General features: G+C 60.6%; 21 protein-coding genes and 1 riboswitch. Of the genes, 11 read left to right on the top strand and 10 right to left on the bottom strand.

The window, feature by feature from the left end:
* Positions 1-416: 416 nt before the first annotated feature.
* The 3 genes from BUA54_RS18220 to BUA54_RS18210 all read right to left on the bottom strand — a co-directional run bounded on the left by BUA54_RS18220 (position 417) and on the right by BUA54_RS18210 (position 2,905).
* On the bottom strand, positions 417-1,190 hold the full coding sequence (locus BUA54_RS18220; protein ID WP_084114570.1) for a DsbA family protein: 774 nt from the start codon (positions 1,188-1,190) through the stop codon (positions 417-419).
* 61 nt (positions 1,191-1,251) lie between these two features.
* Positions 1,252-2,013, bottom strand: coding sequence for a MauE/DoxX family redox-associated membrane protein (locus tag BUA54_RS18215; RefSeq protein ID WP_072858695.1), 762 nt, complete (start codon positions 2,011-2,013; stop codon positions 1,252-1,254).
* Positions 2,014-2,044: 31 nt separating this feature from the next.
* On the bottom strand, positions 2,045-2,905 hold the full coding sequence (locus BUA54_RS18210; protein WP_072858694.1) for a DUF6692 family protein: 861 nt from the start codon (positions 2,903-2,905) through the stop codon (positions 2,045-2,047).
* 247 nt (positions 2,906-3,152) lie between these two features.
* On the opposite strand from BUA54_RS18210, the gene BUA54_RS18205 reads away from it, so the two are divergent.
* Positions 3,153-3,503, top strand: a complete 351-nt coding sequence (locus BUA54_RS18205; RefSeq protein ID WP_072858693.1) for a DUF1636 family protein — start codon at positions 3,153-3,155, stop codon at positions 3,501-3,503.
* Positions 3,504-3,515: 12 nt separating this feature from the next.
* Here the strand turns inward: BUA54_RS18205 and BUA54_RS18200 are convergent, their stop codons facing one another.
* The 3 genes from BUA54_RS18200 to BUA54_RS21840 form a co-directional block, all read right to left on the bottom strand.
* On the bottom strand, positions 3,516-4,202 hold the full coding sequence (locus BUA54_RS18200; RefSeq protein ID WP_084114568.1) for a CbtA family protein: 687 nt from the start codon (positions 4,200-4,202) through the stop codon (positions 3,516-3,518).
* Positions 4,168-4,338 carry a CbtB domain-containing protein gene (locus tag BUA54_RS18195; RefSeq protein WP_072858691.1) on the bottom strand — a complete coding sequence of 57 codons (171 nt, stop codon included), beginning with the start codon at positions 4,336-4,338 and terminating at the stop codon, positions 4,168-4,170. The genes BUA54_RS18200 and BUA54_RS18195 overlap by 35 nt, the downstream gene beginning before the upstream one ends.
* Positions 4,339-4,370: 32 nt before the next feature.
* Positions 4,371-4,594: riboswitch (cobalamin riboswitch) on the bottom strand.
* Positions 4,588-4,890 carry a hypothetical protein gene (locus BUA54_RS21840; RefSeq protein ID WP_143155509.1) on the bottom strand — a complete coding sequence of 101 codons (303 nt, stop codon included), beginning with the start codon at positions 4,888-4,890 and terminating at the stop codon, positions 4,588-4,590. (Overlaps the previous riboswitch by 7 nt.)
* 185 nt (positions 4,891-5,075) lie before the next feature.
* Here BUA54_RS21840 and BUA54_RS18185 point away from each other — a divergent pair, with 185 nt between their 5' ends.
* From BUA54_RS18185 to BUA54_RS18135, 10 genes are all read left to right on the top strand, one after another.
* Positions 5,076-5,273 (top strand): heavy-metal-associated domain-containing protein, encoded by a 198-nt coding sequence (locus BUA54_RS18185; protein ID WP_072858689.1) that lies wholly within the window; start codon positions 5,076-5,078, stop codon positions 5,271-5,273.
* Positions 5,274-5,361: 88 nt separating this feature from the next.
* On the top strand, positions 5,362-6,627 hold the full coding sequence (locus BUA54_RS18180) for a sialidase family protein (RefSeq protein WP_072858688.1): 1,266 nt from the start codon (positions 5,362-5,364) through the stop codon (positions 6,625-6,627).
* A gap of 339 nt (positions 6,628-6,966) precedes the next feature.
* Complete coding sequence (locus BUA54_RS18175) at positions 6,967-7,353, top strand: hypothetical protein (RefSeq protein WP_072858687.1); 387 nt, start codon at positions 6,967-6,969, stop codon at positions 7,351-7,353.
* A gap of 304 nt (positions 7,354-7,657) precedes the next feature.
* A complete protein-coding gene (locus BUA54_RS18165) occupies positions 7,658-9,121 on the top strand; it encodes a TolC family protein (RefSeq protein WP_072858685.1) in 1,464 nt (487 codons plus the stop codon).
* Between the two features lie 30 nt (positions 9,122-9,151).
* Entirely contained in the window at positions 9,152-10,510 is a 1,359-nt protein-coding gene (locus BUA54_RS18160; protein ID WP_072858684.1) for a multicopper oxidase family protein, read from the top strand.
* Positions 10,511-10,622: 112 nt separating this feature from the next.
* Positions 10,623-11,099, top strand: a complete 477-nt coding sequence (locus BUA54_RS21910; RefSeq protein ID WP_072858683.1) for a cupredoxin domain-containing protein — start codon at positions 10,623-10,625, stop codon at positions 11,097-11,099.
* A 38-nt stretch (positions 11,100-11,137) separates the two neighbouring features.
* Complete coding sequence (locus BUA54_RS21905) at positions 11,138-11,431, top strand: copper-binding protein (protein WP_072858682.1); 294 nt, start codon at positions 11,138-11,140, stop codon at positions 11,429-11,431.
* 125 nt (positions 11,432-11,556) lie between these two features.
* A complete protein-coding gene (locus tag BUA54_RS18145; RefSeq protein WP_072858681.1) occupies positions 11,557-11,817 on the top strand; it encodes a hypothetical protein in 261 nt (86 codons plus the stop codon).
* Between the two features lie 152 nt (positions 11,818-11,969).
* Positions 11,970-13,211 (top strand): ABC transporter ATP-binding protein, encoded by a 1,242-nt coding sequence (locus BUA54_RS18140; protein ID WP_245810790.1) that lies wholly within the window; start codon positions 11,970-11,972, stop codon positions 13,209-13,211.
* 244 nt (positions 13,212-13,455) lie between these two features.
* Positions 13,456-13,899 (top strand): potassium channel family protein, encoded by a 444-nt coding sequence (locus BUA54_RS18135; RefSeq protein WP_072858680.1) that lies wholly within the window; start codon positions 13,456-13,458, stop codon positions 13,897-13,899.
* Between the two features lie 170 nt (positions 13,900-14,069).
* Here the strand turns inward: BUA54_RS18135 and BUA54_RS18130 are convergent, their stop codons facing one another.
* From BUA54_RS18130 to BUA54_RS18115, 4 genes are all read right to left on the bottom strand, one after another.
* On the bottom strand, positions 14,070-14,948 hold the full coding sequence (locus BUA54_RS18130) for an NAD(P)/FAD-dependent oxidoreductase (RefSeq protein WP_072858679.1): 879 nt from the start codon (positions 14,946-14,948) through the stop codon (positions 14,070-14,072).
* 79 nt (positions 14,949-15,027) lie between these two features.
* The gene (locus BUA54_RS18125; RefSeq protein WP_072858678.1) at positions 15,028-18,264 is read right to left on the bottom strand and encodes an efflux RND transporter permease subunit; all 3,237 of its coding nucleotides are present in this window, start codon (positions 18,262-18,264) and stop codon (positions 15,028-15,030) included.
* Positions 18,261-19,697 carry an efflux RND transporter periplasmic adaptor subunit gene (locus BUA54_RS18120; RefSeq protein ID WP_072858677.1) on the bottom strand — a complete coding sequence of 479 codons (1,437 nt, stop codon included), beginning with the start codon at positions 19,695-19,697 and terminating at the stop codon, positions 18,261-18,263. Before BUA54_RS18120 ends, BUA54_RS18125 begins: the two co-directional genes overlap by 4 nt.
* The gene (locus BUA54_RS18115; RefSeq protein ID WP_072858676.1) at positions 19,694-20,092 is read right to left on the bottom strand and encodes a FixH family protein; all 399 of its coding nucleotides are present in this window, start codon (positions 20,090-20,092) and stop codon (positions 19,694-19,696) included. Before BUA54_RS18115 ends, BUA54_RS18120 begins: the two co-directional genes overlap by 4 nt.
* Positions 20,093-20,148 lie beyond the last annotated feature (56 nt).

Raw genomic sequence — 20,148 nt, 5'->3', positions numbered from 1 at the left:
GAGAAGTGACATGAGACAAGACGCCACCCGTAAGGGGCGTCCACGCGGACATCGCGAGAAAAGACCGCTCATCAGCAGCTTGCAAGTGTCAGTCACCCAGGCCCTTTGCCAGCCGAACGCATTGCCGCTGCGGAAGCGCGCCGGCGTCGTCGTGGTCTGCGTTGGGTAAAAACTGGTCAAGTCGCCTGCACGCCGTGTTTGAACAGTTATTATTGCCACGACTTGGAACAGGTTCCAGCGCTGGAGGGTCAAACGCTTTCTGATGCGGTCCTCCGCCAAAGTACCACTCTGGATCCTCAATGTGCACCTTGCTCACTGAGGTCTTCTGCATCTGGCACACTTGCGAGCAGCTGATCTCCTTGATGCTTGCGAATATTGGGCGTCCGGTCAGTTTGCTATTGCTGGACCGTCCATCGTCATGTGACGGTCGCATCGCAAGGCCGGTCCGTTTCTACTCCGATCAAGGCTTTGAACAGAGAGACCGTGACGGTTCCCAGAAATGCAGTTCGCCCCACGACAAAGGCCGGCGTGCCGATGAAGTGAAAGAGACTTGCAACAGCCTTGCTCTTGAGGAGCTGATCGGTGGTGCGGGATGATTGCATATCCGATTGGAACGCTTCGATATCGAGCCCAATGCCGGACGCGACCTGAGACACATAGGCCAGATCCGTGACCGCAGGCGTGCGGATCAACCGGGCGTACATCTCGCTATAGGCACCTTGCCTCTGCGCTGCCAGCACAGCCCGGCTGGCAATGATCGACGCATCGCCGAGGATCGGCAGTTCATGACGGACGATATAAAAGCGATCGGGCATATCCCGTTCGATCTCTGACAACCGCGCATCCATGACGCGGCAGTTGGGACATCTGAAGTCCGAAAAGACGGCGACAGGAACGCGGCCCGGAACAGGATCGCCGTAGAGAGCATCACAAGGGTGGTCGCGAACGTCCTGAGCGAGAACGCGCGCCGCGGCCGACACGTCGTCTGCCGGGAGAAGTCCAGCGAACATTGGCTGGTTTGTCGTGATGGTGCCGGCGGCCGCCAGTTCCCGGAACGGCGGCAGGTCGTCGAGGTCTCGCAAGTCGAGAGACGGCGTGCGCAAGGACAGCAAGTGCGGCGCCCCTTTCACCCAGGCGCCTACAGCCAGTGCGCCACCTGCCAATAGAGCGCGTCGTTTCCAGACACTCATGACTGACGTCGTCCCGGCGCCGCCGCTTCGTCGTTTTTTAACGCTCTCGGCTCGGACATGCTCATGCAAGCAACAGGATGAGCATGACAATCGACATCGCCACCATGCCGAGGTTTTCTGTCAACGACACGAAGCCCAGAGGCACATTGCTGTCTCCGCCAACACAGGCGCATTTCAGTTCGCGCTTATCGATGTAGACTGCTTTGAAGACGCTCACCGCGCCTATGCTGCCAATCAACAGCGCCAGCGGGGCCGACAGCCATGTCGCGACCATCGCCGTCATCAGGATGCCAGCCCCGGTCTCGATGAAGGGGTAGATGTAGCCGTACCGCACCCAGCGCTTGGCCAGCAGGTCGTAGTTCAGGAACATGGTCGAGAAGCTCTCTATGTCCTTCAGCTTTTGCAGGCCCAGCAGGATCATCGACAGCGACACGAACCAGCCCAGCGTCTGCCAGTTCAGCAGCGTCTGAAACGCATACCAAGTGAAGGCCACCGCCGTCAGCGCCGCGACCGAGAACAACGCGATGACCGGGGTATATGACAATCCGGCGTCGTCCGGGTCGACCTTGCCGAAATGGACCTGCAGATCGTCATGCCCGCCGATCCGCTGACCGTCGATGAAGATCTGCGGCGTCGTCTTGACGTCGTGCTCCGACTTGAAGGCCTCGGTCTCTTCCTGGGTCTTCAGGTGATGATCCTCGACGGTGTAACCTTGCCGTTCCAGCAGGTCCTTGGACTTCAGGCCGTAGGGGCATGTATGCTCTGGCATGACCATCCGATAAAGGACGGCCGTTTTGGCGTCCGCACTGTTGTCTTTGGGCATGGGGCAGTTTCCTTATCTTGTGTGATGCCGTTCAGGACGCACAGGCCCAGTAACCATCGTAACCGACGGTCAAAGGTTGCCCGGTGGTCAGATCGAACAGCAGGGTGGCTTCGTCCTCAGCGGCATTGGGCGTAACCGTCACCCGCAGACCCTCCGTTTGGGCTGCAACGCCAGCATCTCCCGGGGCGCCATCAGCCGTCAGCATGACCAGCTGGCCGGACACCTTCGTCACCGATGCGCCGTCGGCGGCAACGGCGAACACCGGGTCCGCATCGACGCCACGGCGGAAGTTGCAAACCGCTCCGGCGGGCAGGGCGCGGGTGATCTCGTCTTCGCTCAGCGGTGCGAGATCGACAGAGGCGATGACGGCGGACGACAACGCATCGGTCAGCGGAGCCACCTCAGCCTGAGCATCGGCTTCGCCCAACGGAAACGTCGTCTGTTCGCCGTTGGCTTCGATATCGGCGATCATCCAGCGCATTTCCGCGATCTCGCGGTCCTGAGCCTCGACGATCTCATCGGCCAGCTTGCGCACGCGGGGGTCTGTAATGTTAGCGCGCGACGACGTCAGGATTGCGATGGAGTGGTGCGGGATCATCGCCTTCATCCACGCGACGTCACCGATCGTCTCTTGCGACCGCACCAGCCAGAGCGCCAGCGCAAACACGACCGCCGATCCGCCGAAGATTGCCATATTGACCGTGCGGTTCTTGTACATGCCCAGCATGAACGCGAGCATGATGATCGCCATGATCGCACCCATGTAGAGCGCCATCCACATGCGGGTCTGCGAATAATAGACATGCTCGAGGGAATAGGAGTTCAGATACATCAGTCCGAACATGACCACAGTGGAGGTGGCGATCATCGCGAAGAAACGGACATAATGCATGGGGTATCCTTCTTGAGTACGGCTTTGCAGGTGCAACCAAGTTCCGGCGCTGGAATGTTCCCATAATATTAGTATTTTTAATGCAGCACCCCGAGATCCGAGGCGGACCTGGGCAAACCGTCACCTTTGCTGAAAGGCATCAGGTCGGGATGAAAGCGAGTTCAGCGAACCGTGGGCACCTGAAATCCGGCGATGCCATGGCCATCCTCAATCCATCCGGGCAGAATTAAGAGGGAATGCCGTGACGATGAACATCTGCATCTGCAACACCTGCGCGCTGGCTGCATCTGTGACGGGGTCCAGGCTGCGGCTGATGGCGGCCATCGGTGCTGCAGGTCTGAACGACACCGTGAGCGTGTCGACGGCCGCCTGCCTCGGCGCGTGTCAGACCCCGTCGTCTGTGGCACTCCAGGGTCAGGGTCGCGCCACGTACCTGTTCTCGGGTGTGTCCTTCGATACGGATATCGAAGATCTGATCGCGACGTGCCGTACGTATCTGGAGGCTCCGGACGGGTGGATCGAGGACGCGCGGCCGTGTGGCAGACTGCGGTCCTGCCTGCGGGCCCGCATCCCCGTCATGCCTGCGAAGGAGAGCTGACTCCTCGGTCGTTCAGGCCGGTCCAGCTTGTTCGCGCCGCCAGACGGCACCCGCGACCATTCCCAAGACGATCCAGGTCAGCAATCCGACGCCAAGCGATCGCGCGGTGAAGAGTGCCGCCAGTTCCATTGGGGCGCGGCCCGTCAGGACATCCGGTAAGCGCGGACTGACCAGATGAGGACCCACCAGCAGCAGGGCAGCAACGGCCCATTGGCCAGGCGTCTTGCCGTACGCCAGGATCCAGACAGCCCCCGCGGCTGACAGCACCAATATCACCCACCAGATCTGACGCATGGCAAGATCAGTCTCCGTCGCCCCCGGTAATTGTGCAGGCAGCGAAAACGCCGGAGCGAGGATGACGACGGCAAAACCGGCGATTCCCCACAGAAGACCGGACCGCGCATCGATCCGGTCGCCTGCCTGCCCGCGAAACGCCATCAGTGAGACGAGGATCAGGCCATAGCCGCAGTAAAGCAAAACCATGACCATGATTGTCAGCGCATTGCGCATCGTCAGAAATGCGGCTGGCCCTTGTGCGGATCCAGTTTCGAATGCTTCGGCCGAGAGAAGAATGTCCTGAACGAAGACAAGATGAAGAACGCCGGCTGTCACGCCAGCGGCAGCGCCGGTCAGCAGCGCGGTCGTCAGAATGGGACGCAGCATATCAGTGGCAGGGAAAGCCGGTCGCGTGGCGCGCATCGTGGGCCGCGTCGTGAATGGCACCGGCCGAGGCAAAGCCAACGGATGCGATCAAAGCCAGGCCGATCGCCAGGGCCATGAAAATTGCGCTTGTGCCGCTTGCATCGCGCACCTGCGATTGAACAAGGGTTTTCATAGGTCATTCTCCTTGCCGTCACACCCGACGGTCGGTTTGCATTGTGCCTGGCAGGTCTCCTGGCTCGCGGGTCGTGACGATCTGCAGGCCTTCCCCACATCATGGGATGTGAGTGGACAAATCGGCAGTCGCTCACCGCTTACAGTCGCGGGGGCGGCTCTGGCATCGGATCTCCATACCGGATCGATCCTGACCAGATTCCCTGTTCGGTTCCTGCACTTTGTGCGTATGGAACACCAAGCAGCATCACTAGACCGAGCCTGAACCGAAAATGCAATATCCGTTAAGCGGCACCGCTCCGGTCAGGATGGGCCGGGATTGCGGTGCGGCTGGCGGGGCGATGACGGGTGCCGCCACCGGGATCAGCGCCACATTGTAGCCAAAGGCCCAGAACAGGATCTGGCGGATACTGCGCATCGTCGCACGATTGACGGACATGACATGCACCGCTTCCGTCGCCAGATCGACCGCGGCCGCCGTGACGCTGTGCACCGCCGACGTGACGCCCGGTTCCGCCACAAGAGCGCGCTGAACCTGCCCCAGGGCGCACAAGACGTGCCGGTGACGGACAATGTGATCGGGGACATATCGGACATGACAAGTGCCTCACGCTCTGGTTCAGCGCCTTTCGTAAGGGTTCCAGTCGGGGGAAGGTAAAGAGTGCATTCCCACAGAATTGCATTTGACCTTCCAGCGGAGGAAGGCCCCATATGTCTACAACAGCATAGGAGACTGCGATGACCACATATTCCATTCCTGCCATGAGCTGCGGCCACTGCAAGGCAACCGTTGAGAAAACGGTCCTGGCTCTCGACCCCGCCGCGACCCTGTCGTTCGATATGCCGGCCCGCACGGTCGTCATCGACAGCGGGCGCGACGACGCACTGCTGCGTGCGGCCCTGAAAGACGCCGGTTATCCGGCGTCAACGGTGTGACCCAAGCCGTCACGCCGAAGTTGGTCTCATTTTGACGACTGCGCCGCGCACCGGCGCAGTCGTGTTTTTTGTGTAAAGGGTTTTTGCCATGACACGCGGCTCTCTGGTTTTTCTCATCGCGGGCCTCTCGCTCGGCCTGACCGGCAGTCCGGGTGCCGCGCAGGTCTTTTCCTCGCTGGCCGAAATCGACGTGCCCAGCACCGGTGTCGTCGAGGAGCCGTCTCTTGTGACGCTGGCCGACGGTCGCGTTCTGATGTCCTGGACCGAAGTCTCCGGTGACACCTTCGCCAAAGTCGAAACCGCGATATATGACGGTGCAACCTGGTCGGCCCCTGTCACGGTCGCTGAAGGCGATGACCTCTTTATCAGCTACGCGGACTTTTCCTCTGCGGTGGGCCTGCCGGACGGCCGTATCGCCATCAGCTGGCTCCGGATGAACGGGGACTCGTACTATGATTACGACATCAACATTGCGATGTCGGATGATGACGGCAAGACGTGGGACTCCCCCATCGTGCCCCACCGGGATGGCCTGAGCCGCCAACACGGTTTCGTCACGCTGCTGCCCGATGCAAATGACGGTCTGCTTGCTATGTGGCTCGACGGGCGGGAATACGAGACCGGCGATACGTTCGGCAGCGATGGCGCGGATGCCGGTGCCATGCAACTGCGGGCGACGACTTTAGAGGCCGACCGGACCCTTTCTGACGAGCTGCTGCTGGATGACCGGACCTGCACCTGTTGCCAGACGAGTGCGGCCATAACTACAGATGGCACAGTGCTTCTGGCTTACCGTGACCGGACCGTGGACGAGGTTAGGGACATTTCGGTGGTGCGGCGCGTGGACGGGACATGGACCGATCCCCAGCCCGTCAGCGGCGATGGCTGGGAAATCGACGGATGCCCGGTGAACGGCCCCGCCATCGCAGCCCGTGGCGATCATGCGGCCTTGGTCTGGTTCACCGGCGCCGGCGGCGTGCCAGCGGTCAAGATGGCCTTCTCGGATGATCGGGGGGCCAGCTTTGGTCCGGCAATACAGATTGATCTGGGCGGACCCGCGGGCCGGGTCGACCTGCTGCAACTTGAGGACGGATCGGCACTTGTCAGTTGGGTCGAATGGACGGCGGCCGGAGAAGTGCTGCTGACTTGCCGAGCGACCGCGGCGGACGGCTGCGGAGACCCGGTCGCCATCGCGGTCAATCGCACGGGGAACGCGATGGGTTTTCCCCGCATGACGCTGGCAGGGGACGACGTCTACATCGCCTGGACCGCACCGTCCGTCGATGCAGCGGGCCGACCGGATGATGGGACCGCCATTCATGTCGCGCGCGGAACGGTCGACCTGTCTGAATGACCTGACCCGATGAGATCGAGGCCGTCGAATGTGCAAAAGTCTGGCCCCTTCTGCCCCGCTTGGAGAGGGTGCGACCGCACACGTGGCCGTAGCCTGCGACACCGACAGTCGGTTTGATCTTGCCGTGAACAAATAAGGTAAGCGTCGTTCGCCTGTCGGACGATCTTCCCGATCTCTACTAAAACGTGAACGATTAAAGAATATTGCGGGATTTTAGCCGGAGAGACCCGCTGGCGTAGGTGTTTCGATGCATCAGACCATCGGCAAAATGCTGCAGTGCGACGCCAAATGTCAAAGTAGCAATTGACGGGTGCCAGATCCAAATTTACGTAGGCTTTCATGACAACTCTCGACACCCTTCTGAAACTCCTGCGCTGTGCCATGGTGATTGCCGTGGCCGCGGTTCTGGCGTTCGGCGCGTTGGCGGGGCCGTTGTCAGCGCAGCAGCAGCAGCAGCACGACCATGAAACGACGATGTCATCTGATGAGATCGCCGAGCATGAAGTGCACGAAGCCCGTGCGGCATGCCCTGCCAATCATGGCTCCGATATGCACGGCAACGAGGATGGCAATTGTTGCGTTCAGGCCTGCGCGACGATTCTGGGCGGTCCATCACGCATCAATGGCCCCACGGGTCGTTTGACTTCGATCGATCCGTTCTATCTCGCGATGGTACCGCGTCACGCTGCTATCAGCTTCATCCGTCCGCCCTCTCTGACATTCTGATCGCGGCCCGCAGGCGGGCCTGACTTCAGATATCGGTCCCTCGAACGAGAGGGACCGCATTCAGCAGAGCAGGATACTTCGTGACATTCAGATTACTATTCGTCGGGGCCTTGCCCCTGACGCTGGCAGCGTGCATGCCGCCGCCGACACCCTTGCCAGACACGGCCTATATTGCCGCGCCTGCGACGGCCACGGTGGCTGCCCGGCAGACCGGGTACGTCAACCCTATCCAGAATTATACCGTCCGCCCCGTTATGGATCCTGCCGACTGGCGCGAGTCCAACTCATCACAGGCGGATCTGTGATGCGGGTGCTCAAGATGACGGTCATCGCATTCCCTCTGGCCCTCGGGGCCTGTGCCACGACACTCCCACCCGGGATCACGGCACCTGACGCCGGATTTTCCCTTGTTGCGGACAAGACCCGGGCCGCGACGGGTCGTAAGTCCGTCTGGTTGCAGACCAGCGCCCAGTCGCAACAGGTTGCGAAGGAGATCCACGCTCTGACGCATCGCAAGACGATCACGGCCGATACGGCGGTGCAGGTTGCCTTGCTGAACAATCGCGGCCTGCAGGCGTCCTATGCCGCCGTGGGCCTGTCGGCGGCCGACATCTGGCAGGAGTCGACACCGGAGAATCCGATTGTCTCTGTTGGCCTGCTCGGAATCGGCGCACCGGAACTTGGACTGTTCAGGGCTCTGGAATCCCTTGCCAGGGTCAATCTCCTCGATGCGCCAACCCGAAAGCGCCGCGTTGCCGTGGCGCAGGCCGATTTCCAGCGTGCCCAGATGCAGGCCGTCGTTGACACGCTAACACTGGCGGCGGAAACGCGTACCGCCTGGATCGATGCCGTTGCCGCGTTCGAGACGGTGACGTTTCTCAATCAAGCGTCGCAGGCGGCTGACGCGTCGTCTGAACTGGCGCAGCAGTTGGGTCAGACCGGTGCCTTGAACCGCGCGGGTCAGGCGCGTGAGCAGGTCTTTGACGCGGAAATTGCCGCCCAGACGGCGGAAGCCCGTCTGGACGCATCCGTGGCCAAGGAGCAGCTGACACGCCTGATGGGATTGTGGGGCACAGAAGTGGACTATTTTGTCCCCGATGCCTTGCCACAACTTCCGGGGAATCTTCGTGGTACCGGCGCCATTGAGGCGCAGGCCTTGCAGAACCGCGTCGATCTGGAAGTGGCACGGCTGAGCCTTGCGGCGACGGCACAGGCTTACGGGCTGACGGACGCGACCCGCGTCCTGACGGATCTTGAGGTGATTGCCGGTGCGGAGCTGGAACGCGAAGTGGGCGAAGACGGCGATGTAGAGACAAAGATCCTGCCGCAAGCCGAGCTGGAGTTTCAGATCCCGATCTACGACAGCGGCAAGGCCCGCATGCGTAAGGCGGAACTGTCTTATCTGCAGGCGGCGAACAGTCTGGCAGAAATAGCCGTTGCGGTGCGCTCGGAGGCGCGGGTTGCCGAGACCAGGTATCGCGGCACCTACGCCATCGCGAAGCAGTACCGCGACGTCGTCCTGCCGCTGCGCAGGATCATCGATGAGGAATCCCTTCTGGCCAACAACGGCATGATCACCAGCACATTCGAACTGCTTGTCGATGTCCGCGAAGGACTGGCCAGCAAGCTCAATGCGGCCGAGGCCAAACACCAGTTCTGGCTCGCCGCAGCCGGCCTTGACGCAGCCATTTACGGTGGCGGTGGCGGGGCAGGGGGCGGCGATGCCGGCGGCGTCGAACTGGCCGCCGGTGGCGGGGCCGGACACTAACCCTGAAATCTCACAAAAGGAAAAAGACAGATGATGAACAGACGTCAACTTTTGGGAACCGGAGTGGCAGGGGCAACCTTGGTATCGACCAAGGCGTGGTCCCAGACCGACAACCGCAGCCTGCCAGAGGCGGCCCTGACAGATGCGGCGGGAACGCAGCCGCCTGTCGCGCCCTCCTCCGGTCCCGACTACAACCCGGTCGTCACGCTGAACGGCTGGACGCTGCCGCACCGGATGAAGGACGGGGTCAAGGAATTCCACCTTGTTGCCGAACCTGTCGAACGGGAACTGACCGAAGGTACCACGGCCTACCTGTGGGGCTACAACGGCACATCCATCGGCCCGACAATCGAAGCGGTCGAGGGCGACCGGGTCCGGATCTTTGTCACCAACCGCCTGCCGGAGCACACGACCGTCCACTGGCACGGGCTGATCCTGCCGTCCGGCATGGACGGCGTACAGGGACTGAGCCACCCGGGAATTCCGCCGGGCAAGACCTTTGCCTATGAGTTCGATCTGATCAAATCGGGCACGTTCATGTACCATCCGCACGCCGACGAAATGGTGCAGATGGCCATGGGCATGATGGGTATGTTTATTGTCCACCCAAAAGATCCCACGTTCCGTCGTGTCGAGCGCGATTTCCTGATCATGCTGAACGCCTTCGACATCGATCCGGGCACCTACATTCCGCGCATCATGGAGATGACCGACTTCAACCTGTGGACCTGGAACAGCCGTATTTTTCCGGGCATCGATCCACTGGTCGTGAACAAGGGCGATGACGTGCGCGTGCGTGTTGGGAACCTGACAATGACCAATCACCCGATCCACATGCACGGCTACGACTTCAAAGTCTCCTGCACTGACGGTGGCTGGGTGAACCCCGACGTGGCGTGGTCCGAGGTGTCGATCGACATCCCCGTGGGTGCCATGCGTGCGTTCGATTTCAAAGCCGAACACGAGGGCGACTGGGCAATCCATTGTCACAAGTCGCACCACACGATGAACGCCATGGGCCACGACGTCCCGACGTTCATCGGGGCCGACAAGACCAACGTGACGCAGAAAATCCGGCGCGTGCAGCCGGAATACATGCCGATGGGGACCGCCGGCATGGCCGACATGGGCGAGATGGAGATGCCGATCCCCAAGAATACTGCACCGATGATGTCCGGTTGGGGCAAGTACGGCCCCATCGAGATGGGGGGTATGTTTTCCGTCGTAAAGGTCCGCCCCGGCATCGCGTCAGACGATTATGCGGACCCCGGTTGGTATGACAACCCGCCGGGCACACAAGCCGCCGAATGGACCGGCGAGATACCGGAACCCATGCAGGTTGCGGATGCCACGACCCGATATACCGATCCGCCGGTATCGCGCGGCTGACCGGGCCCGCGATCACACACGGCAGATCATTCAGAGATCCGGGCCCGAAAGGCCCGGACAGGCGGCTAAAAGACCGCTAAACCCCGCGACCCCGACACACACTGGAGAAACCATGAGCAGACTGACTATTCTTTCGACAATCACACTCTTGCTAGCGGCACCCGCCTTTGCGTCCGGCAGCCACGAAGGTGGCCACGGCGACGAGATGGCCGTCGGTAAACCCGGCGATACAAGCCACATCGACCGCACGGTCGAAGTGACGATGACCGAAACGGACGACGGCCAGATGCTGTACGCGCCGCGCGACGTGTCGTTCACAAAAGGTGAAACTGTCAAATTCGTCATCACCAATGCGGGCGAACAGGAGCATGAATTCGTACTCGATACGCCCGAAAAAAATCAGGAACATAAGGTCCTGATGGAAGAGTTTCCTGAAATGGAACACGCTGATCCGAACGCGATCCGACTAGCTCCGGGCGCGTCTGGAGAGGTCATCTGGACTTTCGCCAACGCAGGCACATTCGAATATGCCTGCCTGATCCTGGGCCACTACGAATCCGGCATGTTCAGCCCGGTCGTCGTCAACTGAACACTCGCAACACCCAAATCTCACACAAGGAAAACAACATGAAAAAGATCATTCTCTCGGCCCTTGCCGCAGCAACACTTGTCATCGGCACCTCGACCGCCCTGTTCGCGCAGGACGCGGCCTTTACCAAAGGGTCCGTCAAGGCGCTGGACGCCGAAGCGGGCAAAGTCACCATCGTTCACGAAGAACTGGTCAACCTTGGCATGCCCGCCATGACGATGGTGTTCCGCGCCGATAAAGACATGATGGCCAAGTTGTCCGAAGGTCAGGACATCGAGTTCGTCGCCGACCGCGTCGAAGGCAAACTGACGGTTGTCGAGCTGAAAGACTGAACTACTGCATAAAAATTGAGCCCCGCTTTGCAGAGCGGGGCTCAATTCATCTATTTTCCTGCACGGAGTCCTCAGCGTCTCACCACATCGGGCTCCGGCAATACTCACATGAAAGTCGACTTACCATGAAAACGATCTTTACGTCTACTCTCACGGCCGCGGCACTGATCGCCGGTCTGTCCGGTGCCGCCAACGCCGAAAGCAGCCATGACGGGTCCCATATCCCAGTCTCAGGCGTCGTGGCCGAGCACACGCATCAGATCAGAGCGGGTGATCTGTTCCCCCACAAGGAACTGGTTCGCAAGAACCTGGCGCCGGATGACGTCATTGAAGTGACCAATATCCACACAACCGGCATCGTTGACGCTCCAAGTCGCAACGACTGAACGTCGTTGACGGAAGAGTGTGGGGCGTCTGCGTACCGTGGGCGCCCTCTCTTCCGGAGGTTGAAATCTACTCCAGTCTGAAGAGACACGGCGGGACCCATTTGTCCGAAACGGCAGCACCATAATGCCGCACGACAAGAAAAGAGGCAGGCGTGACCAGTTACCACCAGATCGTGCACGATGTGGCCGTCGTGTTCGGATTTCAATATGATGACAGCGCCCCGGACTGGATTCATCCGTTCATCCACCTGATCCTCGTCCTGGCCCCGGCGCTGCTCAGCGTCGTCCTGATCTATTTCTTGATCCTGTCAGTCGTGCGGATCTGGCGACGTCGCGGAACGACCGGGCCGTTACGCCAACATGTCCGCGGGCTCGATTCAAGTTTGGTCGCCACCGTGCTGCGCTACTCGAGACTCCAGCAGGCTGCGATGATTGGCCTGAGCTTGCTGTCCATGCCCATTCTCTATGTCACGCTGGAGTTGCCGAAAAAGATCGTCAACAACGCCCTCAACTCCAGTAACTTCCCCGCAAACTTCATGGGCCTGTCGCTGAATCAGGTCGAATTCCTGTTGATGCTCTGCGGGCTATACCTTGTTGCCATCGTCCTGAACGGGGCCAACAAATACGTTCTGAACGTCTTCAAAGGGTTCGTGGCCGAACGCGTATTGCGCCGGTTGCGACTTCTGATTTACCGGCAATGGCGGAGCGACCCGACAACCGCGCGACAAAGCGAGATCATCCCAATCCTGGCGCAGGAAGTCGAACCGATCGGTGGCTTTGCAGCCGATGTTCTGGCGCTCCCCATTCTCCAGGGTGGGACAATGGCAACGATCCTGCTCTTTATGTTCGTTCAGGATCCGCTTCTCGGAGCCGCCGCACTGACGATCCTGCCGCTGCAGTTGATCCTTCTGCCGAAACTCCAAAGGCGCGTGAACGCTCTGTCGCGGACCAGGATCAAGGAAGTGCGCTGTCTTGGACGCACCCTAGGCGATCAGCTTTTGTCCGATATGAAGGGCAAGGGCGACATCTCACGCATTGCGGCAAGCCTGCGGGATCTGGAACGCATCCGCCGGCGCATCTTCAGGCTCAAGTTTTTCATCAAGGCGCTGAACAACTTTCTGACGTCACTGACACCGTTTCTCTTCTATTCCCTTGGCGGCTACTTCGTGATCGAGGGGCGTATCAGCCTCGGCGCCCTCGTCGCCGTACTCGCGGCACACAAAGACTTTTCTGCACCTCTGAAGGAGCTATTTGCGTACTATCAGGCGCTCGAGGACACTAGGATTCGCTACGCAGAAATCATGGATTTCTTCACGCCCCGATCATCGATCACGGCACTTCAGAACGTCAAAGCAGCACCATACCGGATTGAAGCCAATGCGTCCGCCGCGTGACGTCGGTTCGATCACGCGAAAGATACGTCTGGCGAATTCCGCGCGTTCTCGTCATCGGCCAATGCCTGAACGGCCCGGGGTTACAGCTTCGCAGTTCAGACGCTGCACAAGGCGCACATGATCGACAAAACCGAAGTGTTGTCACGATTGTACCGCAGCACAGGGTCGCAGATACTCCGGTTAACATCGGTGCAGCGCGAAACCCTGATGAGGTTACAGCACGAAATAACGGGAGCAGAAAACAATGCTGACGGCCATGTTGATAAGCGCAGCTCTCATACTTTTAACGCTGACGGTTCACTACGTGGTCCTTCGGAAGGTGAGCGCGAAATTGTTCCAGTGGGGATGCCCCTGCTATCGCGGGCTCACGCTGGCAGTCGTTTGCATCACTGTGGCGCACATATTCGAGGCCGGTGCCTTTGCGGTCGGGTTCTGGTTCGCAGACAAAATCAGCCACATCGGTTCTTTCGATACCGATCAGCCGATGTCGTGGATGGACTATTTTTACTTCTCTTTGGTAAACTTCACCACGCTGGGACGTGGCGATATTACACCTTTGGGACATCTGAGGTTCATCGGTGGCATTGAAGCTTTCGTCGGGTTTCTGATGATCACCGCGTCAGGCAGCTACGTGCTTCAGGTCATGTCAGGAAACCCGCCTCGCGTCGGCGTCAAAAATCGTCCCTGAAAACCGAACCGATACCCGGACTTTGTTGTCAGGTGCAGTTCCGGCCGCGCACCGCAGCTCATCCCCCGCGGCTTCGCGTACTGGCTTGGGCACAGTTGCCGCGCACAATGGCCAGTCCCTCAGGTCGCAAGGAGGGCCGTCGAGAGATAAATAACCGACTGCGATTGCGATCAGGATTGATCTTTTCCCGACATGTCATTGTGAATTGCCGTGGCCGCGATGGCGGCCTGACCCATCGCATGCGCGATCTGATCGAGCCCGTCGGTTATATCACCGATCGCATATAACCCGTCGATACTGGTTTTCCGTTGGACATCAGTCACAATGCACCCATCCTCAGCGATTGTCGCGCCCAGTGTTTCCGCGAGCTTGGAACAAGCGGATGTGCCAAGAGCGACGTAGAGCGTGTCAAAATGCGCGATGGTGCTGTCTTCCAGCGTGACGATGACCTCCGATTCCGACAGCGACATGCTGCTCATCGGTGAATCCGGAACATGAATTTTGTCCGCCGCATGAGGACGATTTCCAGTCGGCCGAATGAGTGTGACCGTGGATGAATAATCACGGATGAAGCGGGCCTCTGCGAGACCGTGTGTGCCACTTCCCAGAACCGCGACGCGTTTATCGCGGACCTCGTACGCATCGCAGACCGGGCAATAACGGATCAATCCTCTGGCCACGCCGCGATCATGAACGGTGTCGGGCAGGGGTGGCCTGTGGTTCACAACGCCCGCTGCAAATATGACATATCGTGCGGTCTCACGCCCCCGGTCGGTCGTGACGCAAAAGCCATCATCCTGCCTTTCGACGGCTTCAACGGTACAGGTCTCGATGACAGCACCGTAACGCTCGGCATGCGATTGCATCCGGTCCAGTAGGTCGGGCCCGGAAATGCCGTCCGGAAAAGGTGCAAAGTTATGCGTCTTCGGGATCACTCTGGCCCGGCCCTCGCGCGCATCAAAAACCGTGACGCTGCGCAGAAATCGCGCGAGGTAAAGTGCGGCGGTCAGACCCGCCGGACCGCCACCAACGATAACGCAATCTTTCATGTCCCGTTTTCCCTTTTGTATGCGGCTCATAGGAGCCAGACCCCACCACGCGGATGGACGTGTTGCGGCGATGTCGAGATCAGATGCAGCCCCCATCCATCTTTCGTCCGGAGCTGACCTCTAAATCGCGTTCGATATCCGCGGCATTTTCCCTGTCCCACGAGTATAATTCTGCCGGTTGCTCTGTCGTCTGAGGCGTGACCTCGCTCGCTTTCTCGAGTCTCCATCCCTTGACGATGCCATATACCGCCGGAATGACGATCAGGGTTAGTAGCGTCGATGAAACCATTCCCCCAATCATCGGCACGGCAATACGCTGCATGATTTCCGATCCGGTGCCATGAGCCCAGAGGATCGGCATCAGGCCCGCCATGATTGCGACCACAGTCATCATCTTAGGGCGAACACGGTCCACCGCGCCGACCATGATCGCGGCGTAAAGCTCGTCACGGGTCAGATCACGACCACCTTTGCGAACGCGGGCCTCATTGAGTGCATGATCGAGGTAGATCAGCATGATGACCCCGGTTTCCGCCGCGACACCCGCCAGTGCGATGAACCCAACGGCCACGGCGACCGACATGTTGAAACCCATGAACCACATCAGCCAGATACCACCCACAAGGGCGAAGGGCAGTGACAGCATCACGATCAGGGTTTCGGTCAAACGGCGGAAGTTCAGGTAGAGGAGCAGGAAGATCAACCCCAGTGTCAGCGGTACGACCGTCGCCAGTCGCGCCTTGGCCCGCTCAAGGTACTCGAACTGACCGCTCCAGCCCAGTGAATACCCCGGTGGAAGCGTCACGGACGCCGCAACCGCCGCCTGCGCCTCGGCCACGTAACCACCCAGATCACGGCCTGCGATGTCCACGAAAATATAGACCGCCAACTGGCCGTTTTCCGTGCGGATCGAGGTGGCGCCGCGTGTGCGTTCGATCTTTGCCACATCGCCCAAGGGCACCGTGCCGCCGCCCGGCAATGCGACCTGCACTTCGCGTCCGATGGCGGCCGGATCCGATCGCAGTGCCGCCGGATATCGGACGGCGACGTCATAGCGCTCCCGTCCCTCGACGGTCTGCGTGATCGCTTTGGCGCCAAGCGCCATGCCAATCACATCCTGGACGTCCTGAACCGACAGGCCATAACGCCCAAGAGCCGCGCGGTCCGGCGTGATGTCGAGATAGTAGCCTCCGATCACGCGTTCGGCGTAGGCGCTGGTCGTACCCGGGACTGTGCGCACGACGGCCTCGACCTCACGGGCGACCTTTTCCATCTCCGTCAGGCTGGTGCCAAACACCTTGATACCGACAGGTGTACGGATGCCTGTCGACAGCATGTCGATCCGGGCGCGGATCGGCATGGTCCAGGCGTTGGAGACGCCGGGAAACTGCAGTGCGGCATCCATCTCCTGCCGCAGGCTTTCGGTCGTCACACCGGGGCGCCATTCCGCCTCAGGGCGGAGCTGGATGATCGTCTCGAACATCTCCGTCGGTGCGGGATCGGTGGCCGTCAGGGCGCGGCCCGCCTTGCCGAAGACGGACAAGACTTCCGGGAAGGACTTGATGATGCGGTCCTGGGTCTGCATCAGTTCAGCCGCCTTTGTCACCGACAGTCCCGGCAACGTGGTCGGCATGTACATCAAGGTGCCCTCGTTGAGGACCGGCATGAATTCCGACCCCAGTTGCCGCGCGGGCCAGATCGTGACGGCCAGTGCCGCAAGCGCCACGATGATCGTCAGCGTCTTGGCCTTCAGCACGGCACAGATGATCGGGCGGTAGACGGCAATCAGCGCCCGGTTCACCGGGTTTTGGTGTTCTGGTATGATCCGCCCCCGTACGAAGACCACCATGAGTGCAGGCACCAGCGTGACCGACAGGAACGCTGCTGCCGCCATGGAAAATGTCTTGGTATAGGCCAACGGTCCGAACATGCGTCCCTCCTGGCCCTCCAGCGCAAAGATCGGCAGGAACGATACGGTGATGATCAGCAGGCTGAAGAACAGCGCCGGGCCGACTTCCGTCGCGGCCCTGATCAGGACTTCAATGCGTGGCGTGTCGGGATCTGCACGTTCCAGATGTTTGTGCGCGTTCTCGATCATTACGATGGCGGCGTCGATCATGGCTCCAATGGCGATGGCGATACCGCCAAGGCTCATGATATTCGCCCCGATTCCCAGAAACTTCATCGCCGTGAAGGCCATGAGCAGCCCAACAGGCAACATGATGATGGCAACCAGCGCGGAGCGGACGTGCAGCAGGAATAGGATCGTCACCCCCGCCACCACCAAGCTTTCTTCCAGCAAGGTACTCTTGAGCGTTTCGATCGCCGAGAGGATCAATTCGGATCGGTCGTACACGGGGACGATCTCAACACCCTCCGGCAGGCTTTGGGCCACAGTTTCCAGTTCAGCCTTGGCATTGTCGATCACATCGAGCGCATTCGCACCCACCCGCTGTAAGACAATGCCGCTTGCGACCTCTCCGTCGCCGTTCAGTTCGGCGATGCCGCGGCGTTCGTTGGGCACGATTTCGACGCGGGCCACATCCTTCAGGCTGATCGGCACCCCCGCGACGCTTCGCAAGGTGATATTACCGATATCCTCTGTCCCAGCCAAATATCCCCGTCCGCGCACCATGAACTCGAATTCGGACAACTCCACCGTCCGACCGCCTGTGTCCATGTTGCTGGAGGCGATAGCGCTACCGATATCAGACAGGGTCACACCCTGTGCGCGCATCCGCACCGGATCGACCGTCACAGAGTACTGCTTGACGAAACCACCGACGCTGGCCACCTCTGACACGCCGTCAGCCCGGCTGGCACCGTAGCGGACGACCCAGTCCTGCAACGACCGCAACTCCGCCAGTGACAGGACTTTCCCTGTGATCGCATACTGGTAAACCCATCCTACCCCGGTGGCGTCGGGCCCCAGGGCGGGTGTCACCCCGTCAGGGAGGCGGGCAGCGGCGGCGTTGAGGTATTCCAACACCCTGCTGCGCGCCCAGTAAGGATCCACACCATCCTCGAAGATGATGTAGACAAAGGAAATGCCAAAGAACGAAAACCCCCGCACGACGCGGGACCGCGGCACCGTGAGCATGGCCGACGTCAGCGGATAGGTGACCTGATCTTCGACCACCTGCGGGGCCTGCCCCGGATAATCCGTCAGAACGATGACCTGTACATCGGACAGGTCTGGAATGGCGTCGATGGGCAGGGACCGGAGCGACCAGACGCCGGCGGCCACGATCAGTGCCGTGGCAAAGAACACGAGGACCAGATTGCGGGCCGACCAGGCGATGATGCGGCCGATCATTGGTCCGCCTCCGGTGCGGTCAATGCCGCGAGCGCCGCATTCAGATTGCTTTCCGCGTCGATCAGAAACGTCGAGGTGGTCACGACGCGGTCACCGGCCGCGATGCCGTCCTGGACCTCGATCATCCCGGCGTCCTGCCGGCCCACGACGACATCCTGCGGAGCAAACTTGCCATCGCCAAGATCGCGTATCACCACTTGTCTGTCACCGGTGTCGATCACCGCCGTTTCCGGCACCTGCACCACGGGCGTCCCGTCACCGCTCGCCAGCGCCACATCGGCAAACATGTTCACCAACAGCCGTCCGTCAGGGTTGGCCAGATCGATACGGACCCGCGCCGTCCGGGTCTGCATATCCACCTGTGGGTAGATCTCGCCGACGACGCCGACAAAAGTCTCGCCCGGCAGGCCCGGAAAGGTGATCGTTGCCGCATCGCCGCGGACCAGCCCCATCACCGCACGTTCAGGAACATCGGCCATGATCCAGACCATGGATGTATCGGCAATCCGAAACAGCGTCTCGCCCGCGCCGGACATCATACCTTCGACAGCCATCCTTTCCAACACGACGCCAGATCGCGGAGCCGTCAGAGGCATGCTCACCGGTGCGCGCCGGTCTGCCGCAATCTTGTCAATCACGATAGCTGGCACCCCCAGGTTGGCCAGTCGCTGGCGGCTGCCGTCGGCGCGTGCCTCTCCGTTACGCAGGTCCGATACGTAAAGCGCCGCAGCGGCCGCAACGTCGGGCGAATAGAGCGTCGCCAGCGGTGCGCCCGCGACGACATGCGATCCAGTCGTCACATCCTCCACGGTTTCGATGAAGGCATCGGCGCGCAACGCGATGACACTGACTGTGCGATCATCCAGCGCTACGATACCCGGGGCGCGGATGGTCGTAGCCATGGGGGCGAGCACCGCAAGCGTCGTGCGCACACCGGTACGCTGCAGTTTTCCCGGTGAGACGGTGACCGTTCCGGTGTCGCTGGCCTCATCGGCGAAGACGGGAAGATAGTCCATGCCCATCGAGTCCAGTTTCGGCACGGGTGACGTGTCGGGCAGACCCATGGGATGCCGATAGTAAAGGACGGTGCGCTCGCCGTCGTCCGCCGCAACCGTTTCGGCCGCGGCCGGGTCGAACGACACATCCTCGCTGGCGAAAACCGGTATAAAGGACCGGCCATCGGGCGTCGTTGCAGGTGTGGCAGACCAGTCCGCCACACCATCCGGGTGTCGGTAATAGATGACAGGACCTGTTGCCTCCGGGGCCGCGGCAGTCATCGCTTCGGCTTTTGTTCCCGCCACGGCTGCGATCTGTGTCCTTACTCCGTCCGCAAGTGTCGCCGGTGTCCAGCCTTTGTCGCCGGCCGCAAGACCGGCCCACCCCGCGGCTCCGCCGACGGCGCCAATCAGCACGACTTTTCCAAGGACGCTCATGGCTGCACCTCGATCACGATCTGCACCTGCACTGTTTCCGCTTCGCCCTGCACCTTGGCCGCAACCGAAAACTGCCAGTTGCCGTCCATCGTCAGATCGGCAGAAAAGCGATAGTGACCCGGCTCTTCGGTCGGCACTGCCACCACCGGGGTTGTCATCGTCTCCATCCCGTCCGGCTCCATATCCAGACGAGTGGCAAAGATGACGGCACCTTCGATGGGCATATCGGTGCGTCTGTCGGTCAGGCGCAGATCGAGGAGCGCACCGCTGCCGAACGGGTAGGTCGTCTCGACAAGAACGAGGCTGTAATCGGATGCGGCAGCCTGTGCCATCGGCACGGACAACGGGGTTGCAACCACAAGGGCCGCAAGGATGCGCAAGATGAAATGGGGCATGAAAGGCCTGTATTGACGGGCAGCAGTGACACACTTTTGCATCGCGACCGGAACTG

This window comes from Loktanella atrilutea (assembly GCF_900128995.1).
Taxonomy (GTDB): domain Bacteria; phylum Pseudomonadota; class Alphaproteobacteria; order Rhodobacterales; family Rhodobacteraceae; genus Loktanella; species Loktanella atrilutea.
Note: the sequence above shows the minus strand (reverse complement) of the source record. Positions and strands in the feature narration are given on the sequence as shown.